Raw genomic sequence first — 18,662 nt, forward strand, 5'->3', positions numbered from 1 at the left:
TTTTTTATAGATATTGGGTGTTTTCCGGGATACGGACATTCAGTATTGAATCCTGACATCCCATATCCGCGAATCTCTAAATTTTAGTATGGTGAACAAATTTTTTGGCATGCTGGCCTTGCTGGCATTGCAACAAAACGTATGGGCGCAAACTTCTCCCTCCAGCGACTACAGGGAACTGCCCGATCCCAAGCCCGTTAACCAGGCCTCCTGGGCAGCTGTTAATGGCTCCCGGCTGCACGTAGCATTTGGTACTGCTGATACCCGTTATGATAAAAGAAATGCGCCGGATGATAAAGCCTTATCCCCTTCCTGGGCCGTTAAAGCCTGGAAAGGAGAGCGTGTACATACCCAATTGGTTATCTGGACTAGCACTGCGCAGCCATCGGTGAGTATACAAACATCGCCGCTGCAGAATGGCAAAGGACAGAAGATCGCTGCGGATGCCATCTCCACAGGATTTGTACGCTATATTATGACAGATGAACTGAATAAAGATGGCACCGGTTGTGGTTACCGGAAGCCAGTCGATTTTGATTCTTCTCTCGTAGCAGATGGTATCGACATGATCAATAAAAGGGACATTGCTGCCAATAATACGCAGCCAGTATGGTTGAGTATACAGGTGCCAGCCAACACGCCTGCAGGCATTTATAACGGTAGCATCAGCGTAAAAGCTGGAGCGAGTACCATAAGCCTGCCTTATGAAGTGACGGTAACAGACCGCACATTACCAGCGCCGAAAGATTGGAAATTTCACCTGGATCTGTGGCAAAGTCCGAATGCCGTGGCTCGTGTATATGGCGTGAAACCTTGGAGTGATGCGCATTTTAAAGCCATGAAGCCCTATATGAAGATGTTGGCAGACGCCGGACAGAAGGTAATTACTACTGCCATTATATATGATCCATGGAATGGACAAACAGAAGACATCTACGGTACCATGGTTAAATGGACGAAGAAGAAAAATGGTAGCTGGGTATACGATTATACTGTGTTTGACAAATGGGTGCAGTTCATGATGGACCTGGGTATTCGCAAGGAAATCAACTGCTATAGTATGATTCCGTGGAACCTGAAATTTTATTACTATGATGAAGCGGCAGGCAAAGACACCTTCATTGTAGCAAAACCAGGTACTCCTGAGTATACTGCTCACTGGCAGCCTATGCTGAATGATTTTGTGAAACATCTGAAAGCAAAGGGCTGGTTTAATATTACCGCTATTGCAATGGATGAAAGAACCATGGAAGACATGAAACAGGCGCTGGCTATTATCAGAAAAGCAGATAAGGACTTCAAAGTATCGCTGGCAGGAAGCTATCATGCGCCTATTGCACAGGAGATTTACGATTATTGTGTAGCCTCCAAGGAAGTATTCCCCGCGGAAGTAATGAAAGAGCGTATACAGAAAGGATTACCTACTACTTTTTACACTTATTGTGCAGAAGGATATCCTAATACATTTACGTTTTCACCTCCGGCAGAATCAGCGTTTATGGGCTGGTATGCTGCTCACAAAGGATATAGCGGTTATTTACGCTGGGCTTATAACAGTTGGGTGAAAGCACCGCTGTTAGATTCCCGTTTCCGTTCCTGGGCCGCCGGAGATACTTATTTCGTATATCCGGGACCGAGATCTTCTATCCGTTTTGAAAGAATGGTGGAAGGTATACAGGATTTTGAAAAGATCAGGTTATTGAAGGAGGAGTTTACAAGAAGTAGTAACACGGCCGCTTTGAATAAATTGAACCAGTTGCTGGAACCTTGTGATGTACAGGTGTTGAAAACCACGCCAGCCGCCACTATTTTACAGGCTGCCAAACAAGGATTGAATGAATTATAATTGGCATTCATAAGGTGCTATTATAAAAAAATCCTCCGGAGAACCGGAGGATTTTTTTAACACAACTAAAAAACAATCAAATGTGTTCATCAATCGGGCTTTTTCCCATCTAAAAAGGTATTGATAGTATTGATTTCCGGGTGATTATTTTGTGCCGGATCCCCACTCACGGTATAATTGGAGTAGAAATGTTCGGCAGATCCTGCACCATTGTCCAGGTTTACGTTTCTACGCAGGTAGGCAGGTACATTTTCCAGTTCTGCATTATTGTCCATGTTTTTCACATTGAAGCTGATGCTGCGCAATTTGGCTACTCTTTCTGCCTGTTTGCGTTTTTGTTCTTCCAGGTCTTCATATGCTTGCTGCATAGGCACTTCCGGAGGTGTTGGCGGTACGTTTACGGCATCTTCTTCCTCTTTAAATACCATTTTCATTTCAGGAGCGGGTGCACTGCCTGGTTCCACGTAAATATGTGCAGGTCTGTTCAGGTATCCGCCGGCAGCGTTACCTGTTTGTGGCTGGATAACATTCACGCCTGGCTGCTGTATATGTGCGGGCGGCACTTGCTGAACAGGCTGCATCTGCTGTTGTTGCTGCATTTGTTGTTGCTGCATCTGCTGCATTTGCTGTAGCTGTTGTTGCTGTGCTGCCTGTTGCATTTGTTGTTGTATCTGCGGGTCAGGTTGCTGTGGGGTAGAAGGTACTTGTTGTACACTCAGCACATAGTTCTGACGGGCAGGAGCGATAGGCGCCTGTTGCTGTTGCTGCGGTTGCGGCGGTGTATAAGGAATGACAGGCTCCGGATGTGTAATCACCGGTTCCATCAGTCGTGGCGCCATCAGGTCTTGTGGTTCCTGGAACAGCAGGCCTTGCGACTGTTGTTGCAGATTCATTTTCTTCTCATCGCCATCTTTGCCCAGTTGCATTACTATTTTAGGTTCTACGCGTTCCTGGGTAGAGGGTGTTATTTTTTGCTGGGTGATAGGTTTTTGTTCAAAGCCAGTAGCAATGATGGTTACGCCCAGTTGTCTGTCGAGTGACTGGTCGTATCCCACACCGAGGATCACATCGCAATCTTCACCAGCCTGGCTTTGTACGTAGGCCTGGATAACATCCATTTCATCCAGTGTATGTTCGAATTCACCTTCGGAAGAGGAGATATTGATGAGGATCCATTTAGCACCGCGTATATCGTTGTCGTTCAGCAATGGAGAAGTCAGGGCATCTTCGATGGCTCTCTGTGCACGGTTTTCACCTTCCGCCAGGGCAGCGCCGAGGATGGCTACACCACCGTTACGCATAACAGTACAAACGTCGGCAAAGTCCACGTTGATCTGACCGGTAGAATTGATCACATCAGTGATACATTTGGCGGCGGTTGCCAGTACGTTATCTGCTTTTTCGAAGGCAGCCTTGAATTTCAGGTCACCGAATTTCTGGCGTAATTTATCGTTGGAGATAATCAGCAGGGTGTCTACGTATTCTTTCAGACGTTGTACGCCTTCATCGGCTTGCAACATTCTTTTCTTTCCTTCGTAGGAGAAAGGAGTCGTAACGATACCAACGGTCAGGATACCCAGTTCCTTACATATACGTGCGATGATAGGGGCGCCACCGGTACCGGTGCCACCGCCCATACCGGCAGTAATGAAGGCCATTTTGGTATTTACCTCCAGTATTTTTTTGATTTCCTCAAAGGACTCTTCTGTCGCCTGTTTTCCGATTTCAGGATTTGCACCGGCACCAAGTCCCTGCGTGAGGTGAGGTCCCAACTGAATTTTATTGGGAACGGGACTGTTAGCAATAGCTTGTGCATCGGTATTGCAAATAATGAAATTTACCCCTTCAATGCGCTGGCTATACATATGATTCACCGCGTTGCTTCCACCACCACCTATGCCGATGACTTTGATGATAGAAGATTTTTCTTTAGGAAGATCAAAATGTATCATGACTCTATACTTTTATGGGTTAGTACGATTAATTAATAATGAACTATTAAGAATTAAGTGCGTGTATGCTATTATGTTACTATGGTTCATTTGTCCTGTCATTATTAATTATCGTTCTTAATTCTTATTATAATAAACGTTTGCTGGTTACAACAATTGCGCCATATAGCGATTAAAGTTTAGCATCTTCTTCTTCTGTAAACATGTCAATGATTTTTGTTTTCATTTTGTCTAAGAAGTTTTTCAGGGATGCGTTTCTTTCTTTTGCTTTACGGTCTTGTATTTCCTGGCTGCTGGGGCCCGTTTCTTCTATCCAGTCTTCAGGCTGTGCTACGGATTGGGCAGCCTGTTCTTTTGCCAGATAGCTGGTATTAATCTTTACATAGTTTTCTTCCAGCGCTTTACGATCATTTTCGAAATCATTATATCCTTTTAAAATCAAGCCTACGCAGGTAGCGTACATAGGTTTAGTTAATTCATCTATGTGGCCGCTTGCCAGGTGCTCGTTGGGGAAACCTATGCGGGCGCTTGCGCCGGTAGTATATTCAGTTAACTGTATCAGGTGTTTCAGTTGGGATCCGCCACCGGTGAGTATAATACCGCCATTCAGCATTTTATTATCCATACCGATTTGTTTGAGATGGTATACTACGAAATCGAGTATTTCACTCATACGGGCCTGGATGATATGGGCGAGGTTCTTCACTGAAATTTCTTTGGGGCTTTGACCTCTTAAACCTGGAATGGTGATATAGGCATTGCTTTTGGCTTCATCTGCCAGTGCATAACCAAACTGCACTTTCATCTGCTCTGCCTGTGTTTTTAATACGCCTAATCCGTTTTTGATGTCATTGGTAATGTTTTCTCCGCCGTAGGGAATTACTGCAGTATGCTTGAGAATACCTTCGTAGAACACGGCCAGATCAGTGGTGCCACCACCAATGTCAACAATGGCTACACCTGCTTCGAAGTCCATGTCGCACATAACAGCGGCAGCGGAAGCCAGTGGCTGGAGTACGAGGTCCCGGATTTTGAGACCGGATTTTTCCACGCTGCGGTTAATGTTACGAATGGCGTTTTTATCGCCGGTGATGATGTGGAAGTTAGCGCCCACCTTTACTCCCGACATGCCAATGGGGTAAGTGATGTTTTGCAGGCTGTCCACAATATATTGCTGCGGGATCACATCGATGATCTGATCACTCGCGGGAATGACTGTTTTATACTGATCATTAATCAGTTGATCAATATCTTTCTGGGATATTTCCGCATCAGTGTCATTGCGTACAATATCCCCGCGGGTTTGCAAACTTTTTATATGATGGCCGGCTATGCCAACGTATACCTCGTTAATTTCCAGGTTGGGGTTGGATGCATAACAATTTTCGAGTGCTTGCCTGATAGCTTTGATCGTTTGGTCGATGTTCAGCACCATACCGTGCTGTACACCAAATGATGTAGCTTTTCCGAATCCCAGGATTTCCAGTTTCCCGTATTCATTCTTCCGTCCTGCAATGGCAGCAATCTTCGTAGTACCTATGTCGAGTCCTACAATGATGGGAGCTTCCTGATTCATGGCGTTTTTTGTTTTTTTGATGTGTTAACAGATTTATTCCCTGGCTTATACACTGCTTTGGGTTGTTGTTTGGCGGGCGCAGGGGCTGCTTTTGCTTTCTTCACTACTTTCTCATGCTGCGTTTTCGCCTTTTCTTTTCCTTTTGCCGGATGTTCCGGTTTAGCAGCCGGTTTTACGGCCTCCGGTTTGGGGGATGTTGCTACCGGATGCGCTACGGCTCCGCTATCGGCATCTTCTACATCTGCGATAGGTGGTTCATCTACGGCCGGCAGTTTTATACTGTCTGCTTTGATCACCGGTTGTAATGGAACTACGCCATCTTTACGGGTACACACTACTTCATTCTCAAATGCGATATTAATGCGCGTATAGTTATTCCATCCTACTTTATTCAATCCTTCTTTGTAAAAAGCCAATAATTTGACAAATTTCTTTTCTATATCAGTACCATCTCCGAATACAATCACCTGGTCGCCCAGTTTAGGTATGAATTCAAACTTACGATCGGGTGTGATCATGAGCTGCTCTACCTGTGCCATCCAAAACGGATCATTACCAATATAATTGCCCATATCCACAATTTGCGTGGAGAGCAGGCTATCTGCTTTCTGCAGCTTTTCTGCATCTGTGGGGAAGCCGGTGAATACGGGCACCCTGGCGGCATAACGACCGGATACCGGTATATGTTCTCCTGCCGCATCGAGGTAAAAGCTGTTACCGGAAAAGGTAAATATCCTTGCTACCGGTTCGCGTTGCGTTACTTTGATATTCAGTTGTTGCTTGTTATCGAAGTAAATCTCCGCGTTTTTTACCCATGGATCCTGGTCTACCAGGGCTTCCAGTTGGGCGATATTAATATCGCCGATCTTTTTGCCTACCGGGTTCAGGTTTTTATCTTTCGCAATCAGTGATTTGATGTCTTTGGGTTCGATGAAGAAGTTGTCATCTTTCCCTTCAAACTTCACCTGTATGCCTTTACATTTACCGGCATCTTTGTCTTGTATAGCAGCTACCAGCAATACTACAAAGCCTGTCAACGCCAGCCCCCAGAGGAGGAGTGTGCCCAGTCGTTTTAATATGATGGTAGTTTTAGACAAATGTTTACTTTTTTATGTGGTCCTGTTTTTTAGTGTCCGGGCAATTGTTTCTTTTAACTGATCTATATCTCCGGCGCCGGCCGTGATCAATAGTGGGGATGGATGTTTTTCCACATATTCCACTACCGACTCTTTCGGCAATATTTTTACGGGTACTGTTATTTTCGATGCAATCATTTCGCTGGTCACTCCTTCGATAGGCAGTTCACGTGCCGGGTAGATAGGGAGTAGTATTACTTCATCTGCCAGGGAAAGACTTTCAGCGAAACCATCTGCCAGGTCACGGGTACGGGTAAATAAATGCGGTTGGAAAATAACAGTACATTTTTTACCCGGGAATAACGCTTTGGCGCTGGCAATCAGTGCCCGCAGCTCTTCCGGATGGTGCGCATAATCATCGATATATACCTGCTGCGCTGCTTTTACCACATACTCAAACCTGCGTTTGATACCTTTGAAGCTGGCCATAGCGGCCCTGATTTTATCAGCATCTATACCCAGCAGATGCGCTACTGTAATGGCTGCTACTGCGTTTTCCACATTATGCATGCCACCAATGTGCAGCGAAATATTGTCAATCATCCAGTCGCTCTGCATCACATCAAACTCATATCCGCCGTTGTGCATGCGGATATTGGCAGCATAAGCATTGGCTACGTCGTTTTGTAAACTGTACAACAACTTATTGGTAGCGTTGAGCTCATTATTCCGATGCAGGCCGAACTTAGCAATCAGTGTGCCATTGGGCTTAATATTGTGGGTATACTGAATAAATGCATCTTCCATGGCTGCCGGTGTACCGTAAATATCCAGGTGATCTGCATCCATGGCAGTCAGTATAGCGATGTCCGGACTTAATTTCAGGAAAGAGCGATCATATTCATCTGCTTCAATAACGGCTACTTGTTTGCTGCTGCTCCAAAAATTTTTATCATAGTTAACGCTGATACCACCGAGGAAGGCGTTGCAACCGTATCCGCTGTCGGTAAGCAGGTGCGCAATCATGGTAGAAACGGTGGTTTTACCATGGGTACCTGCTACAGTAATGGCAAACAGGGAGCGGGTAATTTCCTGCAATACATCACTGCGCTTTATTACTTCATAGCCCTGCTCACGGAACCACTGCAGTTCAGTATGTGCAGCCGGAATTGCCGGCGTATATACTACCAGGTTAGCCTGTTTATCCACCAGGTTGATATCGTCTGTATAATGGATTTGCATACCCTCTGCCTCCAGTTGCCTGGTAAGCGCCGTAGCAGTACGGTCATAACCGCTTACCTGCACGCCTTTTTCATTAAAAAAGCGGGCAATGGCGCTCATGCCAATACCACCGATACCGATGAAATAAACCCTTTGTATGTTGTTCAAATCCATATATGCTGCTAAATCTCTCTAAATAATTTCCAATACTTGTTTCGCAATCACCATATCTGCATTGGGGTTTCCCAGTTTGCCGATATTGTTTTCCAGTTGTTCCATCAATGCTCTGTTTTGCAGTAAACTGAATAACACATTTTCCAGCTGACTGGCTACATCACTGTCCTTAATGATTAAACCGGCATGTTTGTTAACCAGGTTCATAGCATTGGACGTTTGATGGTCTTCCGCTGCAAAGGGATAGGGCACAAAGATCACGGGTTTCTTTACTACACATAATTCTGCGATGGCCAATGCGCCTGCTCTTGATAGTACCACATCTGCTGCTTTATAGGCAAAGTCCATTACGTTGATGAAATCATATACTTTAACATGTGATTCATATGGTGCTGCCGCTGCCTTGGCAGTTTCGTAATAGGGCTTCCCCGTTTGCCAGATGAGCTGTATATCTTTATCTGCAATAGTTTTCAGCAAGGGCTGTAATCCTTCATTAATAGATTTAGCACCTAAGCTACCGCCTACTGCAAAAATGGTTTGTTTCAAAGGACTCAGACCGAAATGCTGCAGGGCATCTTCCCGGGTTACGGCCGACTGGGAGATGTTGTTTCTTACCGGGTTGCCGGTGAGGACCAGTTTATTGGCCGGGAAAAATTTATCCATACCATCATATGCCACACAAATTTTCCTGGCTTTTTTGCCCAGTATTTTATTGGTCTTTCCCGCAAAGGAATTTTGTTCCTGGATCAGGGTCGGAATACCATCTTTCTGTGCCCTGTTGAGCATAGGGAAGCTGGCGTATCCACCCACACCTACCACTACATCCGGCTGAAAGTTGCGGAGGATGGTTTTTGCACGGCGCAGGCTTTTCCATATTTTAAAAGGCAGTAGTATGTTTTTGAAGATATTACTGCGATTGAATCCCGCGATTTCCAGTCCTTCGATAGGATAACCTGCCTGCGGTACTTTTTCCATTTCCATTTTTCCGGCGGCACCTACAAATAAGATGTTGGTATCCGGTTGAATTTTTTTCAACGCATTCGCGATAGCTATCGCCGGGAAGATATGTCCCCCGGTACCGCCGCCTGCTATGATCACTTTGCGTTGCATGTGTTTTATTACTTACGATTGATATTGTTATAAATACGTATTAAGCTACTGCAGCGTTTTCTGCATTTGCCATTACTTTTTCCAAACGTTCTTTTTCTGCCTGTTTTCCTTCCATTTCTTCCACATTCCTGGACACACTGAGAATAATACCGATGGCCATACTGGTAAACAAAACCGATGATCCACCCATGCTTACAAGCGGAAGGGTAACCCCTGTAACCGGGAATAAGTGTACGTTTACCGCCATATTGGTCAACGCCTGTATCACCAGTGTTACACTGAGTCCTACCGCCAGGAATGCACCAAAGGCATACGGACATCTTTTATAGATCCTGATACTTCTCAATAGCAGTATCATATAAGCCGCCAGGATCAGGAATGCGCCGGCCATACCATATTCTTCAATGATCGTTGCATAGATATAGTCAGAATAGGCATGCGGTAAAAAGTTACGCTGGGTACTGTTACCGGGACCTTTACCTAAAATGCCTCCACCTGCAATGGCAATGTTGGCCTGTTGTACCTGGTAGGGTGCTTCCGTATGATCGCCATGTAAGAAGTTATCGATACGTTTTTCCCATGTTTTAGTACGCATTTCCACGCCTGTTACCTTCGCTATTCCAAAAAGTAATACGATGCCAACCGCTCCTGCTGCTACCATGGAAGCGAGGAATCTTACTGGTACCCGGCCGATGAAGCAGAGCAACATACAGCTGGCGCCGAGTAAAAGCGCTGTACTCATATTGGCCGGCATAATCAGTGCGCAGATGATAGCTACCGGTGTAATAATGGGCAGAAAGCCTTTCTTAAAATCGTTGATCAGGTTCTGACGCCTGGACAACTGCCTGCTTACATACATGAAGATGGCGAGTTTTGCCACATCCGATGTCTGGAAGGTCAGGTTAATGATCGGTAGGCTGATCCACCTGCTGGCATCGTTGAGGTGTCGTCCGAAGGCCAGTGTATAGATCAGCAGGGGAATGGAGATCAGGAAGCCTATCTGTGCCACGCGGGAGTAAACAGTATAATTTACCCGGTGTGCAAAATAGATGATAGCTAATCCCATGACCAATACGATCAGTTGCTTCAGGAGATAATACTCGGTATGGCCGCCTCTTTCGCGGTAGGCCAGTGATCCGGTAGCGCTATATACGGCCAGCAGGCTCACCAGCGATAGAAAAATTACTATCGTCCAGATTACCTTATCGCCTTTTGTTCTATAGAGCGCTCCTGCCATTTTCCACTTTTATATTTTATAATTCTTTTACTTCTTCTTTGAATTTCCGGCCCCTGTCTTCGTAATTCTTAAACAGGTCGAAGCTGGCGCAGGCGGGAGACAGTAATACGATATCTCCTTTAGCAGCCTGGTTAAATGCTTCCTGGACGGCATCGTGCATGCTGGTGGTATTGATCATCACCGGTGTATCGTTGGATAACGCGGCAAAGATGGGGGTATTGTCTACACCCATACAGATGATGGCCTTTACTTTTTCTTTCACCAGGTCACGGATGGCATCGTAATCGTTGCCTTTATCCACACCGCCCATAATGAGTACGATGGGTTTGTCAAAGCTTTCCAGTGCAAACCAAACGGAGTTAACATTGGTTGCTTTGCTATCGTTAATAAAATCTACTCCTCTCACGGTGGCTACATATTCCATGCGATGTTCGAGGCTTTCAAATGACGTGAGGCTCTCACGGATTTTTTCGTTCCTTATATCCATGGTTCTGCCTGCAATTGCTGCTGCCATTGAATTATATAGATTATGTTTTCCCTTTAATGACAGGTCATACATAGACATGATAACCGGATCTCCGTTGACATCAACGTGCAACTGGTCGTTGGCAATAAAGCCGCCTTCTTTCAGTGGTTTCATGATGGTAAAAGGTATTGATGCTGAATAAATGGGTTGCTGCGCTAAATGTCGCATGATCTCAGGATCGTCCATGCAGTAGATGAAGTAGTCTTCTGCTGTTTGGTTCATGGCGATTCGGAATTTGGAGGCTACGTAATTTTCCATTTTGTAGTCGTAGCGATCCAGGTGATCAGGCGTAATGTTCAACAGGATGGCCACATTGGGTTTGAAGTCCTTAATGTCATCCAGTTGGAAGCTGCTGATTTCAATCACATAATACTCCGCGGGTGCGGTTGCCACCTGCCTGGCATAGCTGATACCAATATTACCAACCATGGCCACATCCAGTCCTGCGTTTTTAAAGATGTGGTAGGTGAGGGCAGTAGTGGTGCTCTTGCCGTTGCTACCGGTGATGGCAATAATCTTTTTACCTGTCGAGAAACGGTAGGCCAGCTCTATTTCGGAGATAACAGGTATGCCTTTTTCGCGTACCTTTTTCATCAGTTCCGATTTTTCAGGGATACCGGGACTCTTCACGATTTCGTTTGCGTCCAGTATGATATCCCAGGAATGATGTCCTTCTTCAAAAGAGATCTGGTTTACCGCCAGTTCCTGTTTATAGTTATCTTTTATAGTGCCACCGTCAGAAACAAACACTTCATACCCTTGCTGTTTTCCCAGCAAGGCCGCACCTATTCCGCTTTCACCGGCTCCTAATATGACGAGTTTGTACTTCATTTCGTTTATACTGCGTTGTTAATCTTTTAAAAATTATCTCATTTTCAATGTTGCGATCGCTACTACCACACACATAATGGTAACGATCCAGAAGCGAACAGAAATTTTACTTTCATGATAGCCTATTTTCTGGTAGTGGTGGTGGAGAGGTGACATCTTCAGGATGCGTCTGCCTTCACCATACTTTTTCTTGGTGTATTTGAAATAGGATACCTGCATCATTACCGACAGGGATTCTACCAGGAATACGCCACAGAAGATGGGTACCAGTAATTCCTTTCTCACAATAATAGCCAGGGAGGCAATGATACCACCCAGTGCCAGGCTACCAGTATCTCCCATAAACACCTGTGCCGGGTAAGCGTTGTACCAGAGAAATCCTATGCATCCGCCTACGAAAGCTGCAATGAATATGGACAATTCTCCCAGGTTAGGGATATACATGATATTCAGGTATTCGGCAAACTGAATGTTACCGGATACATAAGCGAAGATGCCCAAGCCTACACCGATGATGCCTGAAACACCCGTTGCCAGCCCATCCAGCCCATCTGTCAGATTAGCGCCATTGGAAACGGCGGTAATAATGATGATTACGCTCAGGATGTAGATGACAAACGTATATTTCTCCCCTCCCGGAATCCAGGAGATTAATTTGGCGTAATTGAATTCATGATTTTTCACAAAAGGAATAGTGGTAATAGGTGTTTTAACATCCACAAACCTTTGTCCTTCGCGGGTTACACGTTCCGGGTGATTAGTGATCTGTTTTTCATAAGGAGCCAGTTTCCGGGCGCCTACTACTTCGCGGGATACCACTACATCGTTATTGAAATACAGGGTACAGCCTACAATCAGCCCCAGGCCTATTTGTCCCATGATCTTAAACTTACCGGCCAGTCCCTCTTTATTCTTTTTAAATACTTTGATATAATCATCCAGGAAGCCAATCAGTCCCAGCCAAACGGTAGAGAGCAGGATGAGCCAGATATATACATTGGCTATTTGTGCAAATAATAGCGTAGGTATTACGATGGCGGAGAGGATAATCAACCCACCCATGGTAGGTGTTCCCTTTTTCGTGTTTTCGCCCTGGAGGCCGAGTTCACGGATAGTTTCGCCAATTTGTTTTCTTTGTAAAAACTTAATAATCCTTTTACCAAACAGCAAAGAAATCACAAGCGACAGCAGTAATGCCATCGTGACACGGAAGGTGATATACTGGAACATACCACCACCGATGATGCTGATCTTAAATTCTGTTTTCAGGTAATTTAAAAAATAATATAACATATGTTTTAGTCGTAACCCGCCCGCAACCTTGGCAGACAGGCTTTTAAGTCATTGGATTATTAAGTATTCTTCGTTCTTCTTCAAAAATTATTTGTCCATCAGCTTCATCATCTCCACCAGCACTTCTTTATCATCGAAGTGATGTTTCACACCTTTGATTTCCTGGTACTTTTCGTGTCCTTTACCTGCCACCAGGATAATATCTTCCCGGTTGGCGAGGGAAAGTGCCGTTTTAATGGCTTCTTTCCGGTCGGTAATGGAGAGTACTTTTTTCTTCAGGTGCACGGGTATTCCTGCTTCCATTTCATGGATAATCGCTGCCGGGTCTTCCGAGCGGGGATTATCGGAGGTAAGGATTACCTTGTCGCTGCTTTCCACGGCTACGTCTCCCATAATAGGGCGTTTGGTGGTATCCCGGTCACCACCGCAACCTACGACGGTGATTACCTGTTCATTGCCTTTGCGTAGATTTTTGATAGTAGCCAGTACATTTTTCAGTGCATCTGGTGTATGTGCATAATCTACGATGGCAATGATCTGTTCCTTGTCAGAAATGATATAATCGAACCGGCCTTCAGCGCCAGGTGTGTCGCTGAGTGCCTGTAATACTTTTGCTTTGTCAATGCCCAGTAATACAGCGGCGCCATATACAGCCAGCAGGTTATAGGCATTGAACTCACCGATGAGGCGGAAATGTACTTCTGTGTCTCCAACCAGCATTACCAGGCCGGTGAGGTTATTTTCCAGGATTTTACCTTTGAAATCTGCCAGGGTGCGCAGGCTGTAAGTAGCTTTCCTGGCTTTGGTATTCTGTAGCATCACCATGCCTCTTTTATCGTCCAGGTTGGTGAGGCCAAAAGCGCCTACCGGGAGATTGTCGAAGAATGATTTTTTTACCCGGATATATTCCTCGAAAGTTTTGTGGTAGTCGAGGTGATCGTGGGTGATGTTACTGAAGATACCGCCGGCGAATTTCAGTCCTGCGATCCGTTGCTGGTGTATGGCATGGGAGCTTACTTCCATAAATACATACAAGCAGCCGTCTTCCACCATCTTTGCGAGCAAGGCATTGAGGTTGATCGGATCGGGGGTGGTATGGGTAGCTGGTATAATGGTGTCGCCTATCTGGTTTTGCACGGTAGACAACAGTCCGCAATGATAGCCCAGTTTGGTAAACAGGCGGAACAGGAGTGTAGCAATGGTAGTTTTACCATTGGTACCTGTTACACCCACCAGTTGTATTTTATGAGATGGGTTATCATAAAAATTGCCTGCCATCACACCGCTACTGGTAGCGCTGTTGGCTACCTGTACATAGCATATATTTTCCACCAGTTGTTCCGGCAATGTTTCGCAGATAATGGCAGCGGCGCCCTGAGCAATCGCTTTTTCGATGTACCCGTGTCCATCCACGTGTACTCCCTTCACCGCAATGAAAGCATCGCCGGAGCCGATGGCCCTGGAGTCGATCGCGAGCGAGTTGATGGTAATATCGGTATTACCATGCACCGCCTGGATGCTTACATTGTACAATATGTCGCGCAGCGTCTTCATTTAGCTCAATTCTATGACAATAGTTTGTTCGTTTCCAATTTTAGTTCCGCCGGGGAGTGATTGTGTTTTCACTTTGCCGGCGCCTTTCACCACCACGCGGAGTCCTGCATTTTCGAGCAGATACAGTGCGTCTTTGAGTCCCATTCCGGTAACATCCGGTACGGCGCCTTTCAGTTGAGTTACCTGCTGGAAGGCAATTTTCCGGTCTGTTACTTTAGCGCTCACCCAGCTGTTGTTAGCAGGAGTGCCACTAAGCGGGAGTTGCAGGGTACTGAGAATTTCTTTCCATTCGCTGCCTCTTCCGTTTTTCAGTGCCAGCAGGGTATCCAGTTGCATGGTAGCCTGCATGGGTTTTTGTCTTTCAACGGCGATGGCATACAGTTTATCTGCCACTTCCCTAAACACGGGACCCGCAACGTTTGCTCCGTAAAAGCGCAAAGCGTGCGGTTTATTTTTAATCACTACCACACAAGTATACTGTGGGTCTTTTGCGGGAAAATAACCGGCAAAGGACGATTGGTAGATTTTGTCTGCATATCCATGGCTGCCATTGGCCACGAGTGCGGTGCCTGTTTTGCCGGCGAAGTCGTAATAGGGGGTACGCAATTTTTTTGCGGTACCATCTATAGGAACGCCTTCGAGCATGGCCTGTACCTGTTTAAGCGTGTTTTGAGAACAGATGCTATCCAGCAGTACAGTGGGCTCAAATTGTTTAGCTACCTGGCCATACTCCTGTATGGAGTTGACGAGGTAGGGTTTCATCATTTTACCGTTGTTGGCTACAGCATTGTACAGCATGCAGGTTTGCAACGGGCTGATGAGCACTTCATATCCGAATGCCATCCAGGGCAGGGATGTGTTGCTCCAGCTTTTGGAAGCGGTGGATTTAACCACTGGTCTTCCTTCGCCTACGAGGTCTATACCGGTACTTTGATCGAGCCGCAGTTTCCTGAGGTGGGCGACAAAGTTGTTGGGTTGGCGGTTATAGAACTGGTAGGCCAGTTTAGCCATTCCCACATTGGAACTCAGTTCGAATGCGTGTTTCACGGTTACATTCTGGGGGCCGGGATGTGGTTCCGAGTCGTATACGGTTCTGCGTCCCACCTGCCAGTGTCCACCATCCATATTGACCATGGTGTTCATGGTCGCGAATTTATCTTCCAGCACAGCGATAACGGTAGCCAGTTTAAAAGTGGAACCGGGTTCCGCTACCTGCAGTGCATAGTTCATATCTTCCCAGTAGTTGCCATCGGGTTGGCGGCCCAGGTTGGCGATGGCTTTAATTTTGCCGGTTTTCACTTCCATGAGGATGCAGGTACCATGGTCGGCTTCATTGCTTACCATCATGTTCATGAGGGCTGTTTCCACAATATCCTGCATATTCACGTCGATGGTAGTAACCACATCGCGGCCATTTTCCGGTTCGATGTCGTATCCATCTACGGGTACGTAGGTACCGCCAGCGATGCGGCGCATCAGTCTTTTACCGGTTACCCCTTTCAGATAATCGTTGTAGGTTCTTTCCAGTCCTACGCTCTGTGAGTTTTCGCGGGCCAGTCCGATGGTTCTGTTGGCGAGCAGTTTAAAGGGATTGATGCGCTTACTTTTGGATTCAGCGATCATGCCACCTTTATTTTTGCCGAGGCGAAACATCGGGAAGGTGCGTAGCTCCTGGTATTGGTTAAAGGGCACATCTCTTTTCAGCAGAAAATAGCGGTCCTTTGATTTGTAGCCTTCCTGCAGCATGGTTCTATAGGCTGCTTTGCTGCGGTCGCCAAAGGTATTTGCCAGGCGATCGGCGAGTGAGTCGAGGTTTTCCTTGAACACTTTGCCATTTTTATCGCGGAGGCCATCGGCAGCGAAGTCGATGCGGATATCGAAATACGGGATGGAGGTCGACAACATTCTGCCTTCTTCTGAGTAGATGGTGCCTCTTTCCGCGTCGAGTGCTACGTAGCCGGTATGCAGGCTATCGGCCATGTTGCGCCAGTATTGGCCCTGAACATTCTGGATGTAGAATACCTTTACCAGTATGGCCACGCCAAACAGCGCCATACCTATGAGGCACAGATACACTCTCCACAATATGTCCTTTTTTACATCCACGTATTTGTTTTAGCGATTAGCTTTTTTACTGTTGGCTTTTAGCATGAATGCCCTCAGCGTTGTGGCTAAGGGCTATCGTTAAGAGCTGACAGCTTATTAAGTAGATACCTGACACTGGCTGCATTTGTATTTGAGATGCTTGCCATTGATTTGATTTACCAGCATCCCCGACCTGATTGATGGGTCAGGCGGGCAGCGTCAGGCATCAGTATTAAAATCATTTTTCTGATTCCTTTTTCAGCACAATCTTTTGTGGAGGGGAGCTGAGTTGTTTAAGTCCCAGCGGCTCTACAGACTTGCTGACTTCACTCATCTTGCTGCGAAACATGAGCTCACTTTTCACATTGATATACTCCCACTTGAGCTCTTTTATTTCTTTGCCCAGTTTATTTATACGTCTTATTTTTTTCTCTGCGAGGTGACTGTTAGCGATGTAGATGAGGGCTAAACAAGCCAGGAAACCGATGAAGGGCATGTTTTGCACCAACGCTCGGTAGTTGATGCGCAAACGCCATTCTTTTTTTTGTTCATCCGGGGGGGTAGTGATGTTTACTTCCTCCGGAGCATCCTGGATTGTCTCGATAGTTTCTACTTCCTGCAACACGCGCTATGTCTTTTTAAAAAATTGACAATATAAACCTGAACGCAATTCAAACAGATGTGTTTAGGATAGGGTAGGATAATACGGGCGGTTTTTCAATCCGCGTCATGTTGTTTTTTCGGCTACCCGCAGTTTTGCACTTCTGGATCTTCCATTGGCTTTCAACTCTGCATCGCTGGCGGTAACCGGTTTTTTTGTGATTAATTTGAACAATTTAGGGGGTGTTTCCTTCGCAAACGGATCTTCGGGTACTTCATCAAAACGGCCAGTCTTCATAAAATTTTTCACCATCCTGTCTTCCAGCGAGTGGAAAGTAATGATGGCTAGTCTGCCTCCCGGTTTAAGTACGTTGGTAGCTTGCTCCAGTAAATCTTTCAGTGCGCCCAGTTCATCGTTGACGGCAATACGCAGTGCCTGGAAGACTTGTGCCAGGTATTTTTGCGGGTTGCCTTTTACGATGGGTTGGATAACGGATTTGAATTCCGCGATAGTGCGCATGGGGTGTGTTTTGCGTTGCTTAACAATTGTTTGTGCCAGGGTTTTGGCGTTAGTCACTTCTCCATATTCCTGGAAAATCAGTTGTAACCTTGCTTCTCCCCATGTGGCCAGCAATTGGGCGGCGGTAAATTCCGTTCTCTGATCCATCCGCATATCCAGGTCGCCATCGAAGCGAATGCTGAATCCTCTTTCTGCTGTATCGAACTGGTGCGATGAAACGCCCAGATCTGCCAGTACCCCATCTACCTGTTCGGCTTTGTGCAATTTCAGAAAGCGTTGCAGGTGACGGAAATTTTGTTGTACAAAAGTTACGCGATCGTCTATAATTCTGTTGCGGTAAGCATCTTCATCCTGATCGAATACTATCAATCGTCCGTTTTTGCCCAGCTTTTCCAATATGGCTCTTGAATGTCCTCCGCCTCCAAACGTAGCATCCACATATATCCCTTCCGGGTTAATGTGTAACAGCTCCGTAGTTTCCTGCAGCAGAACGGGTAAATGATATTGTTGTTCGCCCATGTGCTCCCCTCTTTAAATTGAAATATTGTTATCTCCTCCTCCCATTACCTGTTGTGCCAGATCACTGAACGCTCCTGGTGAGAAATTTTCAAAGAACTCCTGGTATTTAGCTTTATCCCAGATCTCGATTTTATTGGTTGCTGCTGCCAGCACGATATCTTTTTCCAGATTGGCGTAAGACAACAGGTTTTTTGGCACCAGTAGTCTTCCTGCACTGTCTAGCTCCAGAATGGTGGCTCCGTTTAGAAAGTACCGCCTGAATTCCCTTACTTTTGGGTCAAAGTCATTCAGCTTGCTGATACGTTCGAAAATAGGCTGCCATTCGTTCATGGGATACAGGGACAAGCATTTTTCAAACCCTCGGTTAATCACAAACTGTCCTCCGGCCCCGTCTGATAACTGCTTTTTAAATCCGGCAGGTAACAGAAAGCGTCCTTTTGCGTCCAGCGTCGATTCATATTCACCGAGAAATCCTGTCATACCATGGGGCAAAGTCCTTGAAAATCCATTTTCTAACACAAAATAACACTTTTTCCCACTTT

Annotated in this window: 14 protein-coding genes; 1 reads left to right on the forward strand and 13 read right to left on the reverse strand. The window is 45.9% G+C overall.

What is annotated here, in order from left to right; all coding sequences use genetic code 11:
• Positions 1-88 precede the first annotated feature (88 nt).
• On the forward strand, positions 89-1,846 hold the full coding sequence (locus tag FHW36_RS07100; protein WP_222429001.1) for a DUF4091 domain-containing protein: 1,758 nt from the start codon (positions 89-91) through the stop codon (positions 1,844-1,846).
• A gap of 89 nt (positions 1,847-1,935) precedes the next feature.
• Here FHW36_RS07100 and ftsZ read toward each other — a convergent pair whose 3' ends face one another.
• The 13 genes from ftsZ to mraZ all read right to left on the reverse strand — a co-directional run bounded on the left by ftsZ (position 1,936) and on the right by mraZ (position 18,600).
• Positions 1,936-3,798, reverse strand: a complete 1,863-nt coding sequence (gene ftsZ / locus FHW36_RS07105) for a cell division protein FtsZ (protein WP_145664583.1) — start codon at positions 3,796-3,798, stop codon at positions 1,936-1,938.
• A gap of 172 nt (positions 3,799-3,970) precedes the next feature.
• Positions 3,971-5,374 carry a cell division protein FtsA gene (gene ftsA, locus FHW36_RS07110; RefSeq protein WP_145664586.1) on the reverse strand — a complete coding sequence of 468 codons (1,404 nt, stop codon included), beginning with the start codon at positions 5,372-5,374 and terminating at the stop codon, positions 3,971-3,973.
• Positions 5,371-6,471, reverse strand: a complete 1,101-nt coding sequence (locus FHW36_RS07115) for a cell division protein FtsQ/DivIB (RefSeq protein ID WP_145664589.1) — start codon at positions 6,469-6,471, stop codon at positions 5,371-5,373. The genes ftsA and FHW36_RS07115 overlap by 4 nt, the downstream gene beginning before the upstream one ends.
• 12 nt (positions 6,472-6,483) lie before the next feature.
• Positions 6,484-7,845 (reverse strand): UDP-N-acetylmuramate--L-alanine ligase, encoded by a 1,362-nt coding sequence (murC, locus tag FHW36_RS07120; RefSeq protein ID WP_145664592.1) that lies wholly within the window; start codon positions 7,843-7,845, stop codon positions 6,484-6,486.
• 18 nt (positions 7,846-7,863) lie between these two features.
• A complete protein-coding gene (murG, locus tag FHW36_RS07125; protein ID WP_145664595.1) occupies positions 7,864-8,955 on the reverse strand; it encodes an undecaprenyldiphospho-muramoylpentapeptide beta-N-acetylglucosaminyltransferase in 1,092 nt (363 codons plus the stop codon).
• A gap of 40 nt (positions 8,956-8,995) precedes the next feature.
• Positions 8,996-10,192, reverse strand: a complete 1,197-nt coding sequence (locus tag FHW36_RS07130) for an FtsW/RodA/SpoVE family cell cycle protein (RefSeq protein ID WP_145664598.1) — start codon at positions 10,190-10,192, stop codon at positions 8,996-8,998.
• 16 nt (positions 10,193-10,208) lie between these two features.
• Complete coding sequence (gene murD, locus FHW36_RS07135; protein ID WP_145664601.1) at positions 10,209-11,549, reverse strand: UDP-N-acetylmuramoyl-L-alanine--D-glutamate ligase; 1,341 nt, start codon at positions 11,547-11,549, stop codon at positions 10,209-10,211.
• A gap of 33 nt (positions 11,550-11,582) precedes the next feature.
• Positions 11,583-12,842, reverse strand: a complete 1,260-nt coding sequence (gene mraY, locus FHW36_RS07140; RefSeq protein WP_145664604.1) for a phospho-N-acetylmuramoyl-pentapeptide-transferase — start codon at positions 12,840-12,842, stop codon at positions 11,583-11,585.
• Positions 12,843-12,929: 87 nt separating this feature from the next.
• Positions 12,930-14,396: a UDP-N-acetylmuramoyl-L-alanyl-D-glutamate--2,6-diaminopimelate ligase gene (locus FHW36_RS07145; protein WP_145664607.1), complete on the reverse strand. Its 1,467-nt coding sequence runs from the start codon at positions 14,394-14,396 to the stop codon at positions 12,930-12,932.
• Entirely contained in the window at positions 14,397-16,502 is a 2,106-nt protein-coding gene (locus FHW36_RS07150) for a penicillin-binding protein (protein WP_145664610.1), read from the reverse strand.
• A gap of 217 nt (positions 16,503-16,719) precedes the next feature.
• Positions 16,720-17,106: an FtsL-like putative cell division protein gene (locus tag FHW36_RS07155; RefSeq protein ID WP_145664612.1), complete on the reverse strand. Its 387-nt coding sequence runs from the start codon at positions 17,104-17,106 to the stop codon at positions 16,720-16,722.
• 102 nt (positions 17,107-17,208) lie between these two features.
• Positions 17,209-18,120: a 16S rRNA (cytosine(1402)-N(4))-methyltransferase RsmH gene (gene rsmH, locus FHW36_RS07160; protein ID WP_145664615.1), complete on the reverse strand. Its 912-nt coding sequence runs from the start codon at positions 18,118-18,120 to the stop codon at positions 17,209-17,211.
• Between the two features lie 12 nt (positions 18,121-18,132).
• Positions 18,133-18,600 carry a division/cell wall cluster transcriptional repressor MraZ gene (gene mraZ, locus FHW36_RS07165; RefSeq protein WP_145664618.1) on the reverse strand — a complete coding sequence of 156 codons (468 nt, stop codon included), beginning with the start codon at positions 18,598-18,600 and terminating at the stop codon, positions 18,133-18,135.
• Between the last annotated feature and the right edge of the window lie 62 nt (positions 18,601-18,662).

The organism is Chitinophaga polysaccharea (assembly GCF_007829335.1).
GTDB classification, from domain to species: Bacteria; Bacteroidota; Bacteroidia; order Chitinophagales; family Chitinophagaceae; genus Chitinophaga; species Chitinophaga polysaccharea_B.

Excerpts from the sequence above, each read along its gene's own strand:
- FHW36_RS07100 (WP_222429001.1), top strand. The coding sequence starts at position 89 with ATGGTGAACAAATTTTTTGGCATGCTGGCCTTGCTGGCATTGCAACAA.
- ftsZ (WP_145664583.1), bottom strand. The coding sequence starts at position 3,798 with ATGATACATTTTGATCTTCCTAAAGAAAAATCTTCTATCATCAAAGTC.
- ftsA (WP_145664586.1), bottom strand. The coding sequence starts at position 5,374 with ATGAATCAGGAAGCTCCCATCATTGTAGGACTCGACATAGGTACTACG.
- murC (WP_145664592.1), bottom strand. The coding sequence starts at position 7,845 with ATGGATTTGAACAACATACAAAGGGTTTATTTCATCGGTATCGGTGGT.
- murG (WP_145664595.1), bottom strand. The coding sequence starts at position 8,955 with ATGCAACGCAAAGTGATCATAGCAGGCGGCGGTACCGGGGGACATATC.
- FHW36_RS07130 (WP_145664598.1), bottom strand. The coding sequence starts at position 10,192 with ATGGCAGGAGCGCTCTATAGAACAAAAGGCGATAAGGTAATCTGGACG.
- murD (WP_145664601.1), bottom strand. The coding sequence starts at position 11,549 with ATGAAGTACAAACTCGTCATATTAGGAGCCGGTGAAAGCGGAATAGGT.
- mraY (WP_145664604.1), bottom strand. The coding sequence starts at position 12,842 with ATGTTATATTATTTTTTAAATTACCTGAAAACAGAATTTAAGATCAGC.
- FHW36_RS07145 (WP_145664607.1), bottom strand. The coding sequence starts at position 14,396 with ATGAAGACGCTGCGCGACATATTGTACAATGTAAGCATCCAGGCGGTG.
- rsmH (WP_145664615.1), bottom strand. The coding sequence starts at position 18,120 with ATGGGCGAACAACAATATCATTTACCCGTTCTGCTGCAGGAAACTACG.
- mraZ (WP_145664618.1), bottom strand. The coding sequence starts at position 18,600 with ATGACAGGATTTCTCGGTGAATATGAATCGACGCTGGACGCAAAAGGA.